Raw genomic sequence first — 19,581 nt, 5'->3', positions numbered from 1 at the left:
GACACAACTTTCTTCCTTTTCAGATTAGCTAATATCTATGCGTAGGCTTCAATCCCACAACTTTTCCGCATGAGCCCTCATAACCTTTACAATACAAATCAAGAGCCCAATACATTAAATTTTCTTCATCAACCGGAAACTGCGTACTGTCGCCAGTTAATTCGTAATGTCCATTACCTAGAGCTATCTCTTTAATTTGATAATTATAATTAGAAGATAAGAAATCGCCCAATAACTTTAATTTCTCATGAGCATCCGAAATAAAAATGAAATCGTACACCGCTAAAGAATAATCTTTCATACCACTTTTACGGCGCTGATCGTAAACGCTGGTTGATGACACCATTTCTTTACCAAAATTTGCGTTAAAGTCGGATTGGATGTGAAATGAATTAGCCATATGACTTAGTTTGGTTCTGCGGCAGCTAATCTATATAATATTTGTAAATCATCTGTTAAAGTGTTCGATTTTTAGTAGCTTTAAAGGTACTAAAAATAGTGTTAAACGATGCTAAATCATCGAAAATCAAAGGTTTATATGGTTTTTAGTTTTTGTCAAAACACCATTTCATGACACTCATTCCATTAAATAAAATGAAGGAGTATAATTTCGAGTATACCAAACAAGGGATTGCTTATGCTCTTTTCTTCGCATCGTTTGCAATAATTGCTATTTCCTCGATAGCGCTGGGCAGGCTAATGAGTAATTATGTATTGCTTGATATAATTTTTCCCATCATAATCGGTGTTGTATTTTTTCTCTTAAATAAGCAACGCATTAAAAAAACCGGAAAAGCGAGTTTGTCAGATAAGGAAGCCGTTATAGAGTTGTCAGATACCGAAACTTTGAGCTTCGATACTTTAAAATACTATTATTCATATAACGGCAAAAACGGAATTGTATTCACTTTGGGATTATCAGATGGTACTAAATTCAAAATGAGTGCAAATAATAATTTTTGTGATGTTAAACCATTACAATTGTTCTTAACAGATCTTGAATCGGCAATTGAAAGCTATAACACCCAAAGTCAGGCTGGAATCGTTCATTTAACATCTATCCTTGCAAGGAAGAATGCTGTTTACATTTTACTAATTTTAACAATCTTAATAATTGCCGGTTATATATATACGAAAATGCCTCTGATGTGTATTCCAATAGGGTTTACGTTGCCGGTGATAATAAATTGGATTCAGTATTTTCAATTAAGAGCAGCTAATAAGCTTGTAGATTTTTAGCAAGTGGATTTTACAGACATAAATTGTTAAATAGTAAAAATCATACTCAAAAGTGTTCGACTTGGTAACTTATCGGCAACAAAAACAATATTAAAACGCTAAACCTTGCAAATCAAAGTTTGCAGGGTTTTTGTGGGTATATCAAACCGTCATAATTTACTCTAAATCGCGGCTTAAGATGAATAATTGTGGGGTATAAGAATAAGTTTGTTTTAATGCTTATTTGACCCGGAAAAAGCGCCGGTTGCAATCACCGCAATTTATCGCTATCGTTCCACCCTTCTGCAATAAACCCAATATGAAAAACATCAGCTATCTTGCAGGTAAATTTGCTAGTTACCCGCCGGAACTTTAGATTGGTCATGCTATTTAATTTCAGATTATGTGTCTTTCCTTCCGAAACAGTCTTTTTTTAATGATTACCATGTTATTGGGTTCGGCCTATCCGGCAAACGCCCAGGTTAACTACAGCGCCGGAATAAGAAAAAGCGACTTGCCTTTGTCTGATTTTTACCGGGCAAGAAACGGGCTTCCTCACTTGTATCAAAAAATTAAAAAGCATCAGAATGTAACCATTGCATTCCTTGGGGGTTCAATAACCTATAATCCCGGCTGGCGGCCGATGGTTTGTGATTATTTGAGGGAACAATATCCGGCTGTAAAATTTCATTTTATTGCGGCGGGCATACCCTCTCTTGGTAGCCTGCCGCATGCTTTTCGTTTGCAGCAGGATGTGCTCGACAGCGGAAAAGTAGACCTGTTATTTTTGGAAGCAGCCGTTAACGACAGGGTAAACGGAACAGATAGCTTGACTCAACTGCGCGGCATCGAGGGTATAGTTCGACATGCAAAAAGGAGCAATCCTGATATCGATATAATTTTAATGGAATTTGCGGATCCCTACAAAAACAAGGACTACGATGAAGCTAAGATACCCGTAGAAATAAAAAATCATGAACTGGTAGCGGCTCACTATCAAATTCCGTCTATCAACCTGGCGAAAGAGGTACATGATAAAATAGCCCGCCGGGAATTCAGTTGGGATAAAGATTTTAAGGACCTGCATCCATCGCCTTTCGGGCAGCGCCTGTATTTCGAAAACATTAAAAAATTACTGGCCGATTGTCTTAAAAACAATCGCCCGGTGCCAGATATACGGTTGCCTTCACCGCTTGATGCCCACAACTTTAGCGGCGGGGCTTACATAGATGTCGCCAAAGCAAAATATACCTCCGGGTGGCAGTTGTTTACAGATTGGTCGCCAGGTGATTCTGCGGGAACCAGGGAGGGTTTTGTTCATATTCCTGTATTGGCTAATACAATGCCGGACGAGGAATTAACGCTGACCTTTAATGGTACTGCCGTTGGAATAGCAGTGATTTCAGGCCCTGACGCGGGTATTATTTCCTACCATGTTGACAGCAATAAGGAAAAGACTATTGACCTTTTTACAGAATGGAGTTCCGGCCTGCATTTGCCATGGTATTTGCTATTAGGAAGCGCATTGCCTGCGGGCAATCATACCCTCCATATTAAAATGCTGAAAGATCATAACAATAAGAGCGCAGGCAGCGTTTGCCGGATTGTGCATCTCCTGGTCAACAAGTAATTCCTTCGTTAAGCTGAACTCAGCGATACATAAAACCGGCGGACTTACTCGCTGTTTATCGCGAACTTTCTACCGAGTAAACAAAACTATCCGCCTTGTAATACCCCAGGTTATATTCAATCGGCCTTTCACCCTGGTCGAACACAAAGCGTTTGCGGAAAAGAACAGGGCTGCCAACCGGTACCTTGAGTTTGCCGGCAATGAATGCGTCGGCAGCTTTGGCGCTTATTTCCTCTTTTGATAAGGTGGCAATAACCGAATGTTCATTCTCCAGCATTTCGTAGAGCGGCCGCTTAAAATCCTCTTCGCCGGTTAAGCCTACGCGCGGGTGAAAGTAGGATGCAAAATAAACAAAGGGCTCCTCGGGTTTACCCCGCACCCGCTCCATCTTTAATATCTTCCGGTCGGTTTTTATCTCGAAAAAGTTTGCCAATGCTTCATCCGGGTACACCCATGTAACATGCAGCTCGAAATTTTTTATAGGAATACCACGCAATTTCATTTCCTGCGAGAAACTAAGCCAATTGTTCGACTTGGAGCTAACAGCGGCTTGCGCAACTTTGGTGCCCGTACGCTTTTTGCGGACCAGCAGGCCCTCGAAAACTAATTTGTTAATGGCCTGCCTTAACGTAGTGCGCGATATGGCCAGCTTCTTGGCCAGGTCTACCTCATTAGGCAGCATTTTGCCGTTCTGATACTCCTCGTCGGCTATTAATTGCCGCAAAATTGTCTCGGCCTGCGCATGAAGCGGAACAGGGCTTTTGTGATCAATAGAATACTTCATCGGTTTAATAGTTTACAATAGTAAACATTTTTGCAGATTAGTTTTATTGTATGTACATGTTTTTGCCCTTAATGTAGCACTAACTAGCTAAGCATTGGTTGGGGCCGACTAAAAATCTTAATAATTTATTTGCAATTATAAAATAATTTATATGTTTGTACATTATAACATATAAACCAATTCTGAATTTTCCGGGTATATCACTATAATTTCAACAATTTTTATATGTTGTTTAATATGTATATACATTACTACAAATAAAATATGAGTTTAAATATTACTACTGATGCTGTTACTGATAAAACCAATATAAGCAAGCTGCGTAAGTCGTCGCAGTTTTTGATGCCCGTGCGTCTGGCTGGACAAGCATTAGCTGATAGCGTTTATGACGTGTACCCGGTTAGTAACCTGGGCAATAATAAAATATTTAATGGCTACGCCTCGCTTGCCTCGTGGATAGCCAAAGAAAAAACCGTAGTAATAGATGGTTATGCAGGCGTGTTTTACGATACCATATCGGCAGAATTGTGCAAAGAATTAAATGATAAAGGTTTAACGGTAAACTGGGTAAATACATCAGCTTATTTAAAACCGGAAGATGAAATTGAGGCAATGGTTCAACCCTTTTTGGGTTCAGCTGATTCGGTTTGGGGTAAACGGACTACTTTAAAACTGCATGACCTTTACGATATTGCCGCACTCGCTAACTGCTTACCCGATGGGGCATTCGATATCAATATTGTTATCGGTCCAGGTGCCGCCTTAGCCGGCTGGAATGCACCAGTCATTTATATCGATCTGCCGAAAAACGAATTGCAATTCCGTATGCGGGCCGGCTCCATACATAACCTGGGAAGCAGCGCGCTTGCTGAACCGTTTGTAATGTATAAACGGTTTTATTTTGTGGATTGGGTAATGCTCAATCAGCATAAAAAAGAGATTCTTGACAAAATAACAGTTATTGCCGATGGTCAGTGGCCAACAGATTTAAACTGGACCCTGATGACCAGCTTGCGTGAAGGTCTGGACAAAATAAGCCAGTCAGTTATACGAGTGAGGCCCTGGTTTGAGCCCGGCGCCTGGGGCGGGCAATGGATAAAGCAGCATATCCCGGGTGTGAACGAAGATGTGGTTAATTATGCATGGTCGTTCGAACTCATCGTGCCTGAGAATGGTTTATTGTTTGAAAGCGATGGCTTCGTGCTTGAAGTATCATTCGATTTCTTAATGTTCAGCAACCAGCGGCAGGTGCTTGGCAAACATGCTGAAAAATTTGGCGATGAGTTCCCCATCCGGTTCGACTTCTTAGATACTTATGACGGCGGCAACCTTTCTATCCAGTGTCATCCGAAGCTAAAATATATACAAGACGTTTTCGGCGAAACCATTACCCAGGATGAAACCTATTACATTCTGGATTGCGGGGCAGGAGCCAATGTGTACCTTGGCTTCCAGGACGATATCAAGCCCGAAACCTTCAGGGCTGAATTGGAAAAAAGCCAGGGCCAGGGTGTTGAACTGGAGATAACTGGCTTTGTTCAGTCGCATCCTGCCAAAAAGCACGATTTGTTTTTGATACCAAATGGCACCATTCATAGCGCAGGGGCCGGCAACATGGTGCTGGAGATCAGCGCCACGCCTTATATCTTCACTTTTAAAATGTACGACTGGCTGCGCCTTGACCTTGACGGCAACCCGCGGCCTATAAATATTGAGCACGCATTCAACAACTTAGATTTTAGCCGTAAGGGAAACCGTGTACAAGAGGAACTTATATCAAAACCTGGGGTTATTGAAAATGGAGAAGATTGGGAATTGGTACATCTGCCTACTCATGCTGAGCATTTTTACGATGTGCACCGCATCGATTTCAACAGCGAAATATTTATTAAAAACGATAACAATTGCCATGTGATGATGCTGGTTGAGGGGCAATCTGTTTTGGTGGAGACTGAGGACGGCTCCAAACAGACCTTCGCTTATGCCGAAACATTTGTGATACCGGCGGCGGCAAAAAGCTATAAGCTAACCAATATGGGACAGTCTCGTGCGAAAGTTATTAAAGCATTCTTAAAGTAAGCCGATGAGTACAGCCATGACAAATACTCCAACCAAAAAAAGTAATATTTACCTGTACCTTGTTTGCCTGGTGGCAGCGCTTGGCGGCTTTTTATTTGGTTTTGATACGGCCGTGATATCCGGTACAGTGAGCCTGGTGAAGCATGATTTTAACTTAAATGCCAATTACGAAGGCTGGTTTGTAAGCTGCGCCCTGCTCGGTTGCATAATCGGGGTAAGTATGTCGGGCAAATTGAGCGATAGATATGGCCGCAAGATAGTGCTGATCCTCTCAGCAATATTGTTTCTGGCGTCTGCTTTGGGCTGTATGATGTCCGGCTCGTTTACATCGTTGATAGCGTTCAGGCTGATAGGCGGCCTGGGTATTGGGGTAGCCTCGATGGTATCGCCTTTATACATCTCGGAGTTTTCGCCGTCGCGTTTCCGTGGTATGATGGTGTCGCTATATCAGCTGGCATTAACTGTTGGTATTGTGCTGGCCTATTTTTCAAATGCTTACCTGGTGAACCATGCAGGGCAGTCATTTGGCAGCGAGGGAATGAATAAAATATTTTCTGCCGAGGTATGGCGGGCCATGCTTGGTCTGGGGGCCTTGCCGGCAGCTATTTTCTTGGGTTCGTTGTTTATGGTGCCTGAGTCGCCGCGCTGGTTATTGCTGCGGGGGCGGGAACAAAAAGCAAAAGATATACTGATCAGAATTGACGGTCCGGATGCAGCTAAAAGTGAAATGGCCGCTTTTAAGGCAGGTAAAGGGGAGGAGTCAGGGTCGCTTAAAGAACTGTTTACTCCTGTTTACCGCAAGGCGATGTGGATAGGTTTGCTGTTGCCGTTTTTGTCGCAGGTTTGCGGTATTAATGCGGTCATTTATTATGGCCCGAGAATATTAGAACAGGCAGGCTTTACGCTTAATAATGCGCTGGGCGGGCAGGTAACTATCGGATTAGTAAATGTGGTATTTACCTTTGTCGCGATTTTTACTATTGACAAATGGGGCCGCAGGCCGCTGCTGTTTGTGGGTATTGGCGGCGCGGTGATTTCTTTGATAGTTATCGGGCTGCTGTTTGCCGCCGGCCTTACTTCAGGCCCCTGGATATTGATCTTCATCCTGGCATTTATCGCCTGTTTTGCCTTTTCGTTCGGCCCGGTTTGCTGGGTGGTTATCGGCGAGATCTTCCCGAATGCCATACGCGGCAAGGCCATGGCGCTTGCCACGCTTTCTTTATGGATAGGTAACTTTTTTGTGGGCCAGCTTACGCCCCTTATGCTGGAAGGGCTTGGCTCATCGTGGACATTCTGGCTGTTTGCTATTTGCTGTTCCCCGGCGCTATGGCTAACCTGGAAACTCATACCCGAAACCAAAGGCCGCTCACTCGAAAACATCGAAGCTTACTGGAAACAAACATTCAAAGACTATAAACAAATTCTTTAATTCAATAACACAGATAAATAAATAACCAACCAAACTACTAATCGATTGATAATTATGAGAATTAAATTACTACACAAATTAGGGAAAATTAAATGGCTGCCTATGGTGCTACCGGCGGCCGTTTTAATGGCCTCGGCCCCGGCAAGCTATGGCGCAGCGGGGAGCAACCTGAAGTTATATGCGGGGGTGAATACCCAGGTGGCTATAAAAGGAAAGGTGGTTGACGAGAATGGCGATCCGATGCCTGGCGTAAGCGTAAGCATAACCGGCACAACGATAGGCACGGTAACCGATGTTTCGGGAAATTACTCGCTTAGCATTCCGGACGATTACACCTCAAAAACACTGACTTTTTCATTTTTGGGCTATGCCAAACAAGATGTTGCCATCGGCAATAAAACGACAATAAATGTATCGTTGAAGCCGGGCGCCAGCCAGCTGAACGAGGTGGTGGTAGTTGGTTATGGTACACAGAAAAAGGTCAGCGTTACAGGCGCGGTAGGTACTATCGGCTCAAAAGATATCGAAAGTAAACCGGTATTAAATACCATCCAGGCATTGCAGGGTGAATCGCCGAACTTAATTATACAGCAAACGCAACTCGATCCGGGCAGCAATGTTACCGTTAACATCAGGGGAGTTGGTACGCTTGGTGACAATACCCCATTGGTGGTAATTGACGGTATTATAGGTGGCAACCTCAACACCATCAATCCGAATGATATCGAAAGTGTTTCGGTATTAAAGGATGCCGGTTCGGCAGCTATTTACGGTTCGCGTTCTGCAAACGGAGTTATTTTAGTGACCACTAAAAGCGGTCGCCTGAACCAGAAACCAACGTTAACTTATAACGGCAGCTATGGTATACAGGATGCACAGGTGCTGGTACATAAAGTTAGTGCAGCTGAAAATGCTTATTACAAAAATGAATCGCTGGTAAATTCAGGTTTACCGCCCGCCTATACGCCCGACCAGATCGCGGCTTTGCAGGCAGCCGGTAATGGTACCTGGGACATAGAACACTTGTTAAAGAAGGCGCCGCAGCAGTCGCAAAACGTAAGCATCAGCGGCGGCAGTGCAACCAGTTCATACTTTATATCTGCCGGTTTCCAAAACCAGGGCAGTAACCTGATTGGCAATGGCGGCTCAGGCGCCGATTTCGGTTATCAGAAGTACAACCTGCGCTTAAACCAAACCTCGGTTATCGGCAAGTTGAAGGCTAATGTTATTCTTAACTATACCAAAACACGCAATAAAACCAACAGCGTTGGCGATAACAATATTTTTGCTGATGCCAACCGCGTTCCGCATAATTTCAGTTGGACCGACGCCAACGGCAACTACCTGACTAACGAAGTAGCGTCGCAATACAATGAGTACGGCGTGCTTCAGAAAGGCGGCTACAACCAGGCAGACAACGATGAAATTTATGGCGCATTCAATGGTCAGCTTAGCATAACCAAAGACTTAAAGCTTACCGGCATTTTTGGTGGTACTATCCAGAACAACGGCAATTTCTTCAGGAGGACACAGGTAAATTACCTGCCGTCGGGAGTTTATGGCGACGATCGTACTGTATTTGATAATAACGGAAAATCGTTATTGCTTAATACGCAGGTATTTGCCGAATACACCAAATCCATTGGCGAACATAGCTTTAAGGTATTGGGCGGCGTATCAAGCGAAAACTACTCACAAAGCGGCTTTCAGTTGCAAAAAACACTGACAGACCCATTGTTAGGCACCCCCACAACCGGGACTATTATTGACGCCGTTAATTCGTATAACAGCATCGCAGTTAATGCAAATAGCCTGCTCTCGGCATTTGCGAGGGTAAATTATTCTTACAAGAACCGTTACTTTTTTGAAGCGACCGTGCGTGACGATGCGTCGTCGAAATTTGCCAAAGGGCACCGCGCCAGCTTCTTCCCATCGGTAAGCGGTGGCTGGCTGATATCAGACGAGCCGTTTATGCAGCATTATAAAAACACACTGAATAACCTGAAACTGCGCGCAACTTACGGCGTACTCGGCAACCAGAATGTGGGCAACTACCAATACCAAACCACTTACTTTAACTATCCGAGCGCCTACGGATTTAACAATGTATCGGTAGGCGGTGCGGGCACACTGTTATCAAATCACGACCTTACGTGGGAAAAAGCAGCATCTTTTAACGTAGGTATCGATGTAGGTTTATTTAATGATAAGCTAAGCGCTTCGTTTGATTATTTTAGTAAAACTACCAGCAATATTTTGCAGCCAAGGTATGATGTACCTTCGCTATTTGGAGCGGCACTGCCCGACTACAACGTAGCAAAAGTAAGAGACAAGGGTTGGGAAGCTTCGTTAACCTATAACCTGCGCGGTAAAAACGTTACACAAAGCTTCAGTCTTAACATTGCTGATAACCAGAATAAGTTGCTGCAGCTTACCGGCGGAACCACGCAGCAGATCATCAACCAGGATGTATTTCAGCTGATAAGGAAAGTTGGCCAACCGATAACACAATATTATGGTTACGAAACCAACGGCTTTTTCCAAAACCAGGCTGATATCAACGCATCACCCAAAATTGCAGGCGCAGAAGTTGGCCCCGGTGATCTGAAGTTTAAAGATTTGAATGGTGATGGTAAGATTGATGATAAAGATAAAACTGTATTGGGCAATCCTTTCCCGCGATATACTTTCGGTTTTACTTACAGAATTGCAACCCACGGGTTCGATATGCAGGTGTTTATACAGGGCGTTGGTAAAAGGGATGAGTTTTTACGCGGAGAACTGGTTGAACCATTCCACTACAACTACGGACAGACTTTATATGAGCATCAGACGGATTTCTGGACCCCCGCAAATCCTGACGCAAGGTTTCCAAGGCTGGCAGCTATCGGTTCGCCGTCAAACACCTACAACTGGCGTACCGGTTCTGATCTTTATAAATTCAATGCTGCTTATGCAAGGTTAAAAAATGTGAATATCGGGTACACCTTCCCAAAGAATATTTCCAGGAAAATTGGTATGGACAGGTTAAGGGTATCTGTGATCGGGCAAAACTTGCTGACGCTGACCAAACTGAAATTTATCGATCCTGAAACATCAGAATTTGGCAATAACCTGAATACAAATGCCTACTCAAACAGCGCGAGAGCATACCCGTTGCCGGTATTTTACGGCGTTGGGCTTGACGTAACTTTTTAATAAAATATTTTAAAAATACAGACATGAAATTTTTAAAGAAGCTCCTTATTACTTCCCTGGCGATAGTCGCTGCTTCGGGATGTAAGAAACTGGACATTGCCCCCACCGATAAATTCTCTGACCTTACCTTTTGGAAAGTGGATGCCAATGTTTACAGCGCACTATATAACAATTACAGCCTGATATATAACAGCGGCCTTTATTTTAACCCCGAGGCGCTGTCTGACAATGCCTATTCTCCGGCGGGTGATCTTAACCTCATCGCCAGCGGCCAGGCTACCGCCAGCACAGCCAAATTTGCGGGCGATTGGTCGTACTATTACTCGGCTATAAAATCATGTAATATATTCCTGGCCAATATAGGCCAGAACACTACGCTGCCAGCGGCTACCGTTGCCAGGCTGAAAGCCGAAACCCGCTTTATTCGTGCTTTTGAGCATTTTAATCTGACCAAATGGTATGGCGATGTGCCGATTTGGGACCATGACGAAACGCCTGAAGAAGCGAAAGTAGTGGCTCGCTCACCAAAGGCGAACGTGGTAAAGTTCGTGCTGGATGAATTGAATGCAGCATTACCAGATCTGCCATCGAAAGATGCAATTCCCGCAGCCGAAAACGGCCGCATTACCAAAGGGGCTGCGCTGGCTTTGGAAGCGCGTGTGCTGTTATACCAGGGCGACCGGATGGCTGATGTGGTTGCCGTTTGTGAAAAGCTGATGAACGACCAGGCCACTTATGGTACTTATTCGTTAAACCCGGACTATAGCGCGTTGTTTAGTACGCCTTCGGTAAATAAAAACAACCCGGAGAGCATACTTTCTTTGCAATATGTACCGAATATCCGCACCTGGCAGGATTTCTGGGACTTTGCCCCACGATCAGTAGGTGGCCGCGTGAGTAATATGGCGCCAACACAGGAATTGGTTGATTCATACATTATGCTGAATGGCAAGCCAATTGGCGATGCGGGTTCAGGCTACGATGAATCTAATCCTTACGCGAACCGCGACCCACGCTTAACCGCAACCGTTGTTTATGACGGATACCATTGGGATAATGGCGGCGGCGTTAACGGCACCACAAAAACCATCTACATCAAGCCCGGGTCAGACCCTGTACAGCCGGGCGCCGACGAATACACCCCAACTTCGCAAAGCTCATCGGCAACAGGTTACTACTGGCGTAAATATTTTGATCCGAGCGCACAAGCGAGCTTTGTGTCAGGTAACAATCTACATTTATTCCGCTACGCCGAAATATTATTGGACTACGCTGAGGCAAAAAACAGCCTTGGCCAGATGGATGCAGCGGTTTGGGGTAAAACTATCGGCGCTTTGCGCGCAAGGGCCGGGTTTACTGATCCGGGCGCCTTGAACTATCCCGGAAATGCCGACATGACAAACATTATTCGCCGCGAAAGACGGGTGGAGTTCGCAATGGAAGGTCTGCGTGTTGACGATATCAGGAGATGGAAAATAGCTGAAATTGTAATGAACGGCTACGCGCACGGCGCGAAATTTTCGGCAGATCAAAGTACCGACAATGGTTACATCCGTACCCAGAAGCGGCAGTTTAACCCTGCCAGGGATTACCTGTGGGCTATTCCTGCAAACGACCTCGGCCTGGATAAAAACCTGACACAAAATCCTGGTTATTGATAATTCTATTAAGATATAAAAGATGAAAAAATATTTAAAATTCAGCTTTATGGCGATAGCGGCGGTGCTTGCTTTCGCCTCTTGTAAAAAAGACGTAAGGCCGCTTAACCTGGATCTGGATCCGGTGAATACCTTAAATACGCCAACGGATGGGACTGATATTAAGTTGCAGCCCGCAACCGGGGCAAGCCTGGTGTTTAAATGGAACGCTACCAAAGCAGCAGACGGCGACCTGGTGCTTTATGAAATAGTTTTTGACAAAGTCGGCGGCAATTTCAGCAAGCCGGTTTACAAAACTGTTTCTGATGGCTCGGGTGTACAGGCGCAAGCCACTATAACACAAAAAGATATGAACAAGATTGCCTCGCTGGCGGGTATAGCTTCTTCGAGCTCCGGCCAGGTAAAATGGGCGGTCATCGCGTCGAAGGCAACCAATACTAAATTGAGCACCACCAGCCGCACGCTTACTATTGAAAGACCGGCAGGCTTTGCAGTATTACCTGCAGCACTCTATCTTACCGGTACGGCAACTGAAGGTGGCGCCGATGTAAGCAAAGCGATACCGCTTAAAAAGACTTCGGACGGTGTATTTGAGGTTTATACAAGCCTGCAGGCCGGCAGCTACCAGCTGACCGATAAACCAGATGGCACCGGAACGAAATATTATGTGGATGCTAATGGCGTTATACAATTGGGCAATTCGGCAACAACTGTAAGCGGCGCTGCTAAGGTGTACCGTTTAGGTTTTGATATGAATGTAGCTACCACCTCGTCAACAGAAATACAGTCGATAGGCTTATATATGTCAGCGTATAATACCGAGATAGGTACACTGGACTATAAGGGTAACGGAACCTGGGAAGCTGCAAGTATACCCGTTGTATTCTACCAGTTCTCATGGGGACGTGATGAACGTTATAAATACATTGTGCATACACCGGCGGGCCTTGAATATTGGGGTAGCGAACATGCCGACAATGTGCCCCCCGCAGGACAGCCGGCCGATTACTTTTACTTATTGCCCGTTACTAATGACCAATGGAGCAATACATACAAGTTTGATCCATCTGCCGATAACCACAATGTAAAAGTTGATGTTTACTTTAAAGCTGACGGCCCGTATACCCAGGTGGTCACCACACTTTAATCTTAAATAACGCACCTGCGGTTCACTCTGCAGGTGCGTTTATACCAATATACCATGAAAAATATTTTGTACGGATTAGGGACTGCGTTAATTGTTTTAACAGCATCGTGCAGCAAGCAAAAGGTTACCCCGCAGGGCGGAACGGGAGGGACGACTCCGCCCGATACCACGCCGGTGGTTTCAGCCTATTTGACCAAAGCAAGGGAAACCCATGACTACATTGTAAATAACCTGCTAACATCTTATAAAAGCTACCGCGTTAATACGGGCGCCAACGCAAACACTGCCTATGAATGGTACAATGCGAGCCAGATTTATGCCGATGCAGCGATGATTGCCGCAGGAGATGCATCATATCACGCGGGAATGGACGCCACTTTTGCATGGATGAATGGCCTCTGGGATAAATCGGACCCTAACGGCGGCTATTTTGCCTTTGCCAACCTGGATGGCACAGGAAGTTCCGGCACAAAATATATTGATGATAATTCGCTTACGGCGGTTGCCTACCTGGATGCATGGGAAGTAAGTACCGGTACCGTTAAGTCAGATTATCTTACCGCAGCCGAAAATTGTGCCAATTGGGTTATAAAAAGCGGCTTATGGGATACAACTTTTGGCGGCGGATTTTGGTGGAGTACCGAGAAAAGCGTGAAGCCCACGCAGTCCAACGCCATTGCCCTGCAGATGTTTTTACGCCTGTATAAAATTACCGGGCAATCGGTTTATCATGACTGGGCCGTATCAGTAAACACCTGGTTAAACACGAAAATGTACGATAGCGCCAAAGGCCTCTATTTTTGGCAGATTGAAGCCAATGGCAAAGTTGACAGCCAGATATTTACTTACGATAACGCGATTATGCTGGAAGATGATTTGCTCTACGCAACAGTAATGGGCGAACCTGGTTACCTGGCAAAAGCACAGGCTATGGGTGCCGCCATGAATAGTGTTTTATGGGATGCATCGCACAATGTCTACATTTTCAATACTGCCGATGTGCGGATAAACCCTACCTATTGCGGGTGGGCATCACAGGCTATGATACGGCTTTATGAATCAGACAATAACCCGAGCTGGTTAACATACGCCAAAGGAAATATTGATGCGATAAATGTAGTGATGAGAGATGCTGCCAGTCACGGATACTGGCAATATGCCGGCCTTGACGGAAGTAACCGGTACGGTATGGACGGGGTGGACCAGGCATGGATGCAGCGCGTACAGGTGCTGCTGTCCAAATACAAATAATTGCAGCTTACTTATACGTAATTATATTTTTTGAATGAAAATTTTAAAATCGATTGCTTTTACATCCGCAGCATTACTGACTTTAGGGAATGTTAAAGCACAAAGCTTATTAAAATACGTCGACCCGGATATCGGTACCGCGCATAGCCGGTGGTTTTTTTATACCCCCGCAGCTGTGCCAGGCGGTATGGCTAAATTGGGCCCATCCACTAATGCGCATTATGGCAATAACCAGGGATGGGAAGCAGTTGGATACGATACCCGCCAAAACTCGATAGAGGGCTTTGCCCATTTTCATGAATGGCAGGTTGGCGGTGTAAGCTTTATGCCAACCACCGGCCCGATTAAAGTGAGACCCGGCGCTTTGGACACACCCGGCACCGGCTATCGCTCTTATTTCAACCGCAAGAACCAGGTGGCCGAGCCGGGATATTATAAAGTGTTGCTGGATGATTACGGCATTACCGCTGAGCTGACTGCGACAAAAAGAGTGGGCTTCGACCGGTACACCTTCCCTGCAAGTAATCAGGCACATATTATTTTAGACATCGGGAATGTACAGGGCGAAAGCGGCCCTGTGTTGGACGCCGGCATAAAGATGCTTGACGATACTCATTTTGAAGGGTTTGTAATTACCTATCCGAAGTATGTAAAGATTTACGACGAGGGCGGGCGCGTTAACATGTATTTTTATGGCGAGCTCAATAAAAAACCAGCCGGCGTTGGTTCGTTTACTGCCAGCGGCATTAAACAAAACTCATCTGCCGCGAATGGGAAGGGCGCCGGTTTATTTCTGAATTATCAAACCGCCAAAGGGGAGGCGATAGAAATTAAAGTAGGCCTTTCTTATACATCTGCAAAAAACGCCAAAGCAAATCTACTGGCTGAAGCGGCGCACTTAACATTTGCTCAGGCAAAAATTAATGCACAAAAAACATGGGAGCGTGATTTTGACCGGTTAAGGGTAGAAGGCAAAGATGATACTGCTAAAGTAAAGTTTTACACCGGACTTTACCATTCGCTTTTGGGCCGCGGTATTGCCAGCGATGTAAATGGCGCTTACCCAATGCACCGCGGAAAGGTGGGCCAGCTGCATTTGGACATTCATGGAAAGCTGAGCTATAATTTTATGAATACCGATGCCATCTGGGGCGGATTTTGGGATTTGACGCAGCTTTGGGCTTTGTCGTATCCCGGGTGGTACGAAGATTTTGTGCACACGCAGTTGCAAATTTATAAAGACAAAGGTTGGTTTGGCGATGGCATTGCCAACAGCGAGTATGTATCAGGCGTAGGCACCAATTTTGTTGGACTGGCCATCGCCGGGGCTTATCAATGCGGCATACGTAATTATGATGTAAACCTGGCTTATCAGGCAATAAAAAATAATGAGCTTGGCTATAAAAACCGTAAGGTTGGCTCGGGTAAAATGGACACCAAAGCTTTCCTTGAACACGGCTATTCTCCGTTTATAGATGAGGACAGAACGGATTCGACAGGGGCACATTTTTCAGCCTCGCACACTTTAGAGTATAGTTTCAGTGCTTTTGCTGCTGCGCAAATGGCAAAAGACCTTGGAAAGACCGACGATTATAAAAAGTTCATCAAATACTCCAACGGCTGGCGTATGTTGTATAACCCCGCCAATAAATTGCTGCAACCCAAAAGAGCAGACGGCACATTTATAGATAAGTTTGACCCTTATGCTCCATGGCGCGGCTACCAGGAAGGCAATGCTGTTCAGTACAGCTATTATGTGCCGCAAAACCCCGCTGCATTAGTTTCCCTGTACGGGAAGGAAAAATTCAGCGCTAAGCTGGACAGTATTTTTACAGCATCCGAGAAAGACGGCTTCGGAGGCGGGAAGGTCATCAACGCCTTTGCCGGCATTAACGCCATTTATAACCATGGTAACGAACCGAGCCTGCATATTTGCTGGCTGTTTAACTTCGCCGGCAAGCCGTGGCTCACACAAAAATGGACAAGGGCCATATCCGACGGCTTTTATGGCATTGAGCCTATCCACGGTTACGGCTACGGGCAGGATGAAGATCAGGGGCAGTTAGGTTCATGGTATGTGATCACTGCGTTGGGCTTATTTGACGTAAAGGGTTTCACAGACTCGCGTCCGATAATTGAACTGGGCAGCCCTCTTTTTGATAAGGCGACCATCACCCTTGGTAATCATAAAACCCTGGTTATTGAAACGAAAAACAACTCGAAGACCAATGTCTATGTACAGTCGGTTGAGTTTAACGGCAAGCTCCTCGACAATTGCTGGCTGTACCGCGACGAACTGATGAAAGGGGGCAAAATGATATTTACTATGGGCAGCAAACCCAATAAAGCTTGGGGAAGTAAAGTTCCGCCGCCATCAGTGCAATAATTATATCTGCGTAACAAATGATCTATCACCATAAAATAAAAATAGCGCTTGTATTATTTGGGCTGGCGGCAAGCGCTACACAGGTCATCGCTCAAGGAAATAAAGCATCAATTTACCGTGAGCGGGCTGACAGTATGTACACCCGCATCTGGAAATATTACAGGGTGTCGACGCATAAATACCTGTTTTCCGAGAATTATCCCTCATCCGCGCATGACTCGCTCAACTATCTGCAGGGCGATAAAGCAAAGGCAAAAGAAGTGAGCTTTTTGTGGCCCTATTCAGGAATGTTCTCGGCAACTAATGCTATGCTGCATATTCCGGCAGCGCGTAAAAAATACCTTCCATTGCTGGATAGTATGGCTATGGGTATGGAGGCCTACCGTGACGATAGCCGCAAACCCATCGGTTATCAGGCCTATCCGCCTGTGTTTGAAAGATCAGACCGTTATTACGATGATAATGGCCTGGTCGGGATTGAATACCTTGAGGCTTATTTCAATACCAGGAATCCGGTTTACCTGAACCGTGCAAAAACGGTTTTTAAATTTATTATCAGCGGCTGGAGCGATGCTCTTGGTGGCGGTGTTACCTGGCTTGAGGGGCATAAAGATCAGAAACCGGCTTGCAGTAACGGCATGGCTACCCTTGTTGCTCTAAAACTTTACAAGGCGACAAATGATCCCTATTATTTAAAATGGGGAAAGCAGTTTTATAACTGGATGCATGCCAATCTGCGCGACTCTGCCGGAGCATATTGGAACGATAAAAAAACTGCGGACGGCAGCGTAAATAAAACTTACTGGACGTATAATACAGGCTCGATGATTGAATCGGCGATGTTGTTATACGCTTTCACAAAGGATAAAGCTTACCTGGAAGATGCGCAAACAAGCGCCAAAGGTATTTATCAATATTTCGCGGACAAGCCACATGACCCCAATCTTACCCTGCAAATCGATCTGCCCTGGTTCTTAACAGTATTGGTGCGGGGCTATGAAGCGCTGTATAAAGTCGACGGCGATTATAGCTATATCGCCGCAATCAGTAAAGATCTTGATTATGGCTGGCAACACTGCCGCGACAAGTACGGCCTTTTGACCAAAAGCTGGACGACCGATGCTAAAGACATAGCTGCCCCAAAGTGGTTGCTTGATGAAGCCTGTATAGCTGAATTGTACGCCAGGTTGAGTTCGCTTGAAAGCAGCAGAGGACACTGAACAGCGGTGGAATGAGGTGACAAGTGGTTGTAAATATTAATATGTATATACATTATTACATAATTAGTTAAAACGGCAATCGGCCCGGCACTGTGAGTTTGATTGATAAGGAGAAACCAAATTAAAATCAATATGATGAAGAAAACTCACTTTTTCAGCGCCGCCTCGGCATTGTTGCTGGCAGCCGCAGTATGTTCGTGCAAAAAAGATGCACTGCATAAGCCCTTACCAACCACATCTCAAAAATTACCCGCAAACCGGTCGGCGGCTTTTAATTCAAGTTCAGCGTATTACAGTAAGGCGCAGGATACGCACGCATTTGTAGTTGGTAATATATTGACCAGTTATAACAGTTACCGGGTAAACCTTACCACCAACAGCTGCTACGAATGGTATAACGTAAGCCAGATTTACGCAGATGCTGCGATGATCCAGGCGGGAGACACGCGCTATAACGCTTATATGAACAACAGCTACAGCTGGATGGGCCATATGTGGGATAGCGGATCCTCTATCGGCGGCTACTTTTCGTCGGCAAATGTCGATGGTTCCGGCGCGGGTGGCGATAAATATGTCGACGATAATTCGCTAACAGGCCTTGCTTACCTGGATGCTTATGCCGTTACTACCGGCACTACGCAAACCAACTATTTAAATTCGGCGAAGGCTGTTGCAAACTGGCTGATGAATAACGGGCTTTGGGATAGCACATATGGCGGCGGTTTTTGGTGGCACAGCGGCACCCACGATTTAAAACCAACTCAGACAAACGGCCTGGCTATGCAGTTGTTTTTGAAGCTGTACCAGGTAACCGGGCAAAGCTATTACCTAAGCTGGGCAAACTCAGTGCGCGCATGGCTGGAAGGGAACATGTACGACAGCACCACCGGTTTATACATCTGGAAAATTGACGGGGCAGGATCGGGAACAAAGCATACCGAGAAATTCACTTATGATAATGCCATTATGCTGGAAGCCGACCTGCTATATGCTTCCATTGCGTCCGCACCTGCTTACGTCACCAAAGCGCAAAACCTGGGTATCGCCATGAACACAAACTTATGGAACAGCACTTATCATGTTTATATCTTCAATACGACCGATGGACGCATCAACCCGGCCTGGTGCGTTTGGGGCTCGCAGGCTATGATCAGGTTGTACCAGGCTGACGGTAATACCGCATGGCTTGACTATGCCCAGCAAAACATCGATTATATGAACAGTAAGCTGCGCAATAACACCAACTACGGCTATTATACTTTTTGCAATTTTGACGGAAGCGGCATTGATACCCGCATGGAAGGCGTTGACCAGGCGTGGATGCAGCGAACGCAAATACTGCTTTCTAATTACAGATAGGAAAAACAATGTTAATTGTAATTTAGTTGAACCCATCTTTGATGGCGAGATGCGTTCCGGGGTGAGATACGGAACGCATTTTTTTATCAGCGTGCCATTATCCTCCCGTTACAGCGTTTCAGAAACGATTATTTCACACTTTTTGCACAAAAATCAGCGTCAGGTTTACAGTTTGGTACCAATTCTTAAAACGTGGCATAACGGGTTGCCAAACAACTAATT

13 protein-coding genes are annotated in these 19,581 nt (G+C 45.2%); 11 read left to right on the top strand and 2 right to left on the bottom strand.

Annotated elements, in window-relative coordinates:
• Nucleotides 1–28: 28 nt before the first annotated feature.
• Nucleotides 29–400 carry a hypothetical protein gene (locus Q3W13_RS20660; RefSeq protein WP_302867145.1) on the bottom strand — a complete coding sequence of 124 codons (372 nt, stop codon included), beginning with the start codon at nt 398–400 and terminating at the stop codon, nt 29–31.
• Nucleotides 401–570: 170 nt separating this feature from the next.
• Here Q3W13_RS20660 and Q3W13_RS20655 point away from each other — a divergent pair, with 170 nt between their 5' ends.
• The gene (locus Q3W13_RS20655) at nt 571–1,239 is read left to right on the top strand and encodes a hypothetical protein (RefSeq protein ID WP_302867144.1); all 669 of its coding nucleotides are present in this window, start codon (nt 571–573) and stop codon (nt 1,237–1,239) included.
• Between the two features lie 415 nt (nt 1,240–1,654).
• Entirely contained in the window at nt 1,655–2,848 is a 1,194-nt protein-coding gene (locus Q3W13_RS20650; protein ID WP_302867143.1) for an SGNH/GDSL hydrolase family protein, read from the top strand.
• Between the two features lie 55 nt (nt 2,849–2,903).
• On the opposite strand, the gene Q3W13_RS20645 is transcribed toward Q3W13_RS20650, so the two are convergent.
• Nucleotides 2,904–3,632 (bottom strand): GntR family transcriptional regulator, encoded by a 729-nt coding sequence (locus tag Q3W13_RS20645; protein ID WP_302867140.1) that lies wholly within the window; start codon nt 3,630–3,632, stop codon nt 2,904–2,906.
• Between the two features lie 264 nt (nt 3,633–3,896).
• Here Q3W13_RS20645 and Q3W13_RS20640 point away from each other — a divergent pair, with 264 nt between their 5' ends.
• From Q3W13_RS20640 to Q3W13_RS20600, 9 genes are all read left to right on the top strand, one after another.
• Nucleotides 3,897–5,711 (top strand): class I mannose-6-phosphate isomerase, encoded by a 1,815-nt coding sequence (locus Q3W13_RS20640; protein ID WP_302867139.1) that lies wholly within the window; start codon nt 3,897–3,899, stop codon nt 5,709–5,711.
• 4 nt (nt 5,712–5,715) lie between these two features.
• Nucleotides 5,716–7,140: a sugar porter family MFS transporter gene (locus tag Q3W13_RS20635; RefSeq protein WP_302867137.1), complete on the top strand. Its 1,425-nt coding sequence runs from the start codon at nt 5,716–5,718 to the stop codon at nt 7,138–7,140.
• Nucleotides 7,141–7,242: 102 nt separating this feature from the next.
• Nucleotides 7,243–10,338: a TonB-dependent receptor gene (locus Q3W13_RS20630; RefSeq protein WP_302867135.1), complete on the top strand. Its 3,096-nt coding sequence runs from the start codon at nt 7,243–7,245 to the stop codon at nt 10,336–10,338.
• Between the two features lie 23 nt (nt 10,339–10,361).
• Nucleotides 10,362–11,996, top strand: a complete 1,635-nt coding sequence (locus Q3W13_RS20625) for a RagB/SusD family nutrient uptake outer membrane protein (RefSeq protein ID WP_302867133.1) — start codon at nt 10,362–10,364, stop codon at nt 11,994–11,996.
• A gap of 22 nt (nt 11,997–12,018) precedes the next feature.
• A complete protein-coding gene (locus tag Q3W13_RS20620; protein ID WP_302867131.1) occupies nt 12,019–13,143 on the top strand; it encodes a SusE domain-containing protein in 1,125 nt (374 codons plus the stop codon).
• A gap of 54 nt (nt 13,144–13,197) precedes the next feature.
• Entirely contained in the window at nt 13,198–14,394 is a 1,197-nt protein-coding gene (locus tag Q3W13_RS20615) for a glycoside hydrolase family 76 protein (protein WP_302867128.1), read from the top strand.
• A gap of 34 nt (nt 14,395–14,428) precedes the next feature.
• Nucleotides 14,429–16,780 (top strand): GH92 family glycosyl hydrolase, encoded by a 2,352-nt coding sequence (locus tag Q3W13_RS20610; RefSeq protein WP_302867126.1) that lies wholly within the window; start codon nt 14,429–14,431, stop codon nt 16,778–16,780.
• A 17-nt stretch (nt 16,781–16,797) separates the two neighbouring features.
• On the top strand, nt 16,798–18,000 hold the full coding sequence (locus Q3W13_RS20605) for a glycoside hydrolase family 76 protein (protein WP_302867125.1): 1,203 nt from the start codon (nt 16,798–16,800) through the stop codon (nt 17,998–18,000).
• Nucleotides 18,001–18,132: 132 nt separating this feature from the next.
• A complete protein-coding gene (locus tag Q3W13_RS20600; protein ID WP_302867124.1) occupies nt 18,133–19,359 on the top strand; it encodes a glycoside hydrolase family 76 protein in 1,227 nt (408 codons plus the stop codon).
• The last annotated feature ends 222 nt before the right edge of the window (nt 19,360–19,581 follow it).

Source organism: Mucilaginibacter sp. L3T2-6, from assembly GCF_030519355.1.
In the GTDB taxonomy this organism is placed as follows: Bacteria; Bacteroidota; Bacteroidia; order Sphingobacteriales; family Sphingobacteriaceae; genus Mucilaginibacter.
This window is presented reverse-complemented; position numbering and strand designations above follow the sequence as displayed.